Here is a 3348-nt window from a genome sequence, read left to right on the forward strand (position 1 = left end):
GTGAGCCACCAGGCTCGCAAAGAGGGTGGGTCAATATTGGATGGAAATGCCGGGTCAGGATTGCATGGAACTCAACAGAATGGATGATCGCCCATGAGAAATGGATCGCTGCCATCAGTTTGCAAGAGGTGCCAGACCTTGTCCAGCAGCAGGGGCGCCAAGTCCTTGGGCGCATTGGTGATTATCCGTGCGTAGTGCGCTTTCCTGACATTCGCCTTGTCCCCGACTTCCGGCTCCGGCTCGAAGAATTTATCTGGCACCCCTTGAGAGCGGAAGTACCCCTCCATTCGATGGACAGGTCATCAAGCGTTGCCATGGTAGCTCGCGTCGCACGAGTTGTACGGCAAGGAAGCTGGCGACTGTCGCCCTTCCTTCATGCCATTCGGGATCCACTCGCTGATTCTGAATGATCTTGGCAGTGATCTCGGCAGCCTTGGTTTCGAGATTGCTCAGTGAATGCTCGAGCGTCATCGGTATGCCTTGGAATTCGAAGTCATAGATGGCTCGCTCTGCAGCCACGCCTATCTTGGTTTTTTTCGAAGTCGAGAATGCAAAGATCTTGTCCTCTCTCTTGTCGTAGGCGTGGACAAGGTCCTTTTTGCCGGAGGAGAACCGTCGAAGCATAAACTTCGGGACGTAGTGCTGTAGCGGGTCACTCATGCCTCCTCCTATCGAATGGAATGGTCGATCACGTGAGTGTCCTGGCTGTGCGAACTGCGACAGCTGGAACTGCCGATTCGGCTTAACTACTCCGTAGGGGTTGGCGCCGGGCAGGCTGTCATCGTACTTGACATATCGAGGCGCGCGACGAGGGCTATGTGGTTTCGGCTACGCTTCGGGAGAGACTAAGCTTTAGAAGATGAGCCGTGGAGTCCTGCAGCGCGCCACGAGCTCCTGCCGGCGACCAGCGAGGCTCCGTGAGACGGAAGTTTCTCTAGACGCGGGCCGTAGGCTAGACAGGCGCACTTGCCCTCAAGACCGGGGTGCCCCATCAAAACTGAGAATCCTAGCGTCACTCTTAATCCGGTATGCGCACCGCGACCATTTGGGAATGTACGAATACTGCCTCACTCCGCGCGAGCGGCTGTCAGATTGGCCAGCAGGGTGTGAACTGTTGTCTAAGTACTCGCTGTATCCGGTTGGTCGGATTCCAGCATCGGACTAAGATTTTCCAGGTACAAAGTGGCCGATCTCGTGAAGACGGCAGATCACCCAAGCCCTGAGGTCGCGGAGAAAGTCCGGATGAACTGGGACGGTGAGTTGGCGGGATTCATCAGGTGAGTCTCCCATGCGGATCTCAATCTGCCCTTCGCCAAAGGGGGCCACATAAAGGTGCCCAACACGCTTCAGGCGCATCGGCTCAAGTTCCTCCGGCTTGTAGAAGACCCATTCCAGAGCGGAAGGGATTGGACTGCTTGGCCTCCAAAGAATCGGTCTTTGCCGCGTAACCAGGGTGATAGATGCACATGGCACGCGGATCTCCCCATCTTTCACGACAAAAGGTTGAGCGTCTAAATCGTGTGTCCCCGAGTCAGTCCCTTGAACTGCGTCGTACAGTTTGGATGAGATCGTGGCGAGGCGCTGCAAGGCAGCATAGGTATGTGTTGCGAAGGATTGGTCGACGATGGTCATCATTTCATGATACGACTGATCCCCACTGCGGATCCGCCTTCATGCTGACAACCGCCGCTCGCCTCTTAACCGGCTGTGAGGCGGCTTGTGATTTTGATTGTCGAAAATTAACTGGTCGACTATAGAAAAAAACTTAGTGCTCCCTCGCATGACGTGGAGCTAACCCTCGTAAACGCCTGCTTATCGTGAGTTGAGAACTGAGGCCGCCCAGCCGTCCGATAACAGTCGGAAGATGGCAACGCGTGCAGAAACTCAACCGCATGCTCTTCATCGTACGGTGAAGCAGAACTTGCATAAGCATGACAACGCACGAGAGGTAGCTTGCGGCACTTGTGCAAGTGCACCGACTTTGCGCAAGTGTCGTTCGATCGCTCGTCCGTTACCATGTGGCAGCATATGTGCGAGGTCCCGAATGCTTTATCAGATTGTCGGCAGCAATATTTTTCTCGTTCCGTCATTCCACCAACTTCGCGCAGGCACCAAATTGCCTACTGAGTTAGCGCATATAGTTGCTCAAGCGGACGTTGTCTACTTGGAGCGAGATCCAACGATGCCGCTTCCCTCGGTCCCCGGCGCTCCAGGCTGTCTCTCCACGACTCTTCCGGAAGCGGTCGGGAGACAGTTCGAGGTCATTTGCAAAGCCTTGTTCGTAGATCCAGCTGAGGCCGAAGGAATGTCCCCTCTGGAGGCCGCTAATGAAGTCTCTTCATTGCGCCTTGCTCAACGTGATTGGGAGGCGGCGAGCGGAATAGATTGGCAAATGGCCGTCCTCGCAGGGCCGAAACTTGAATTTCTTGAGGTGGACAGTGAGCTCGCCTCCGCGCTCCGCTCCGTTCCCCTCGTCGAGCAAGTGAGCGAACTCGAGTACGTCATCAGTGACAGGTATCTGCAGGACGTCGATGCAGCTGTCCGCGCTTGGTTCGACGGTAGCGAAGATGTTTTACATGCTGACGTCGAGGCCGCGTGGCAGCGCGCTCCTCGGCTCGCACAACGGCTGTATGGCGATCGCAACTTAACGATGACTGGCGCTGTGACAACAGCAGTATCAACTGGAAGGGCTGCTGTCTTTGTCGTGGGGGCGGCCCATGCGTACGGAAGTAACGGAATTCTGGCGATCCTAAAAAACGCCGGCATGGCAGTGAGCGGGCGTTCCTGAGAGTAACGTACCGGCCGCGTGGCGTCCCGAGTGCATTTGCTCCATCCTTGTCGCTCGCAGGGACGAGGTGCCAGCTGCCCACAGCACGTTTCAACCGCACGCGAAGCGTTCAGCCACCGATAACTGGGTGTTTAGACAGGTGTGGTTATCGTCGGTTGGGCGCCCGCCTCATTGTCAGCGCGAAAGTGGTTTGTATCGGCGACGCTCGATAGGGCAGGGCATGGCTCCAATAAGCCGAAATACGGAATTTCGCGCGCTAAGGAGGTCCTGGAAAGGGTCTAGGCACGTCTAGATGCTGCGCCCGAGGCCTCAAAGTTCAGGCAACGAACGATCGAACACGTGTCCGGCACCCTGAAAGCGTGGATGGGCGCCACGCACTTCCTGACGAAGACCTTGCCGAACGTGAAAACCGAGATGAATCTGCAGGTTCCGACCTACAACTTCAAGCGAGCAATCAAGATCCTCGGCGCAAGTACCCTGATTGTAAGCGGTCAATAAACCACGCCCTTGCCCGCGGCGCCGGAATCGATGCGCGCGCAGAGGTCTACGGCTCGACGAGT

Annotated in this window: 3 protein-coding genes and 1 pseudogene; 2 read left to right on the forward strand and 2 right to left on the reverse strand. The window is 56.2% G+C overall.

The features are described from left to right. Positions 1-249 precede the first annotated feature (249 nt). Complete coding sequence (locus AC3A6J_RS27910; RefSeq protein WP_487863257.1) at positions 250-660, reverse strand: DUF4238 domain-containing protein; 411 nt, start codon at positions 658-660, stop codon at positions 250-252. A gap of 501 nt (positions 661-1161) precedes the next feature. Next, entirely contained in the window at positions 1162-1632 is a 471-nt protein-coding gene (locus AC3A6J_RS27915; protein WP_487863258.1) for a hypothetical protein, read from the reverse strand. A 412-nt stretch (positions 1633-2044) separates the two neighbouring features. Between AC3A6J_RS27915 and AC3A6J_RS27920 the strand changes: the two genes are divergently transcribed. Together AC3A6J_RS27920 and AC3A6J_RS27925 are read left to right on the forward strand one after the other, a co-directional pair. Continuing rightward, positions 2045-2788, forward strand: a complete 744-nt coding sequence (locus AC3A6J_RS27920) for a TraB/GumN family protein (protein ID WP_487863259.1) — start codon at positions 2045-2047, stop codon at positions 2786-2788. Between the two features lie 282 nt (positions 2789-3070). Further along, a pseudogene (locus AC3A6J_RS27925) lies at positions 3071-3286 on the forward strand (IS5/IS1182 family transposase); the annotation flags it as partial. Positions 3287-3348 lie beyond the last annotated feature (62 nt).

The organism is Variovorax sp. Soil_C_39, assembly GCF_057656815.1.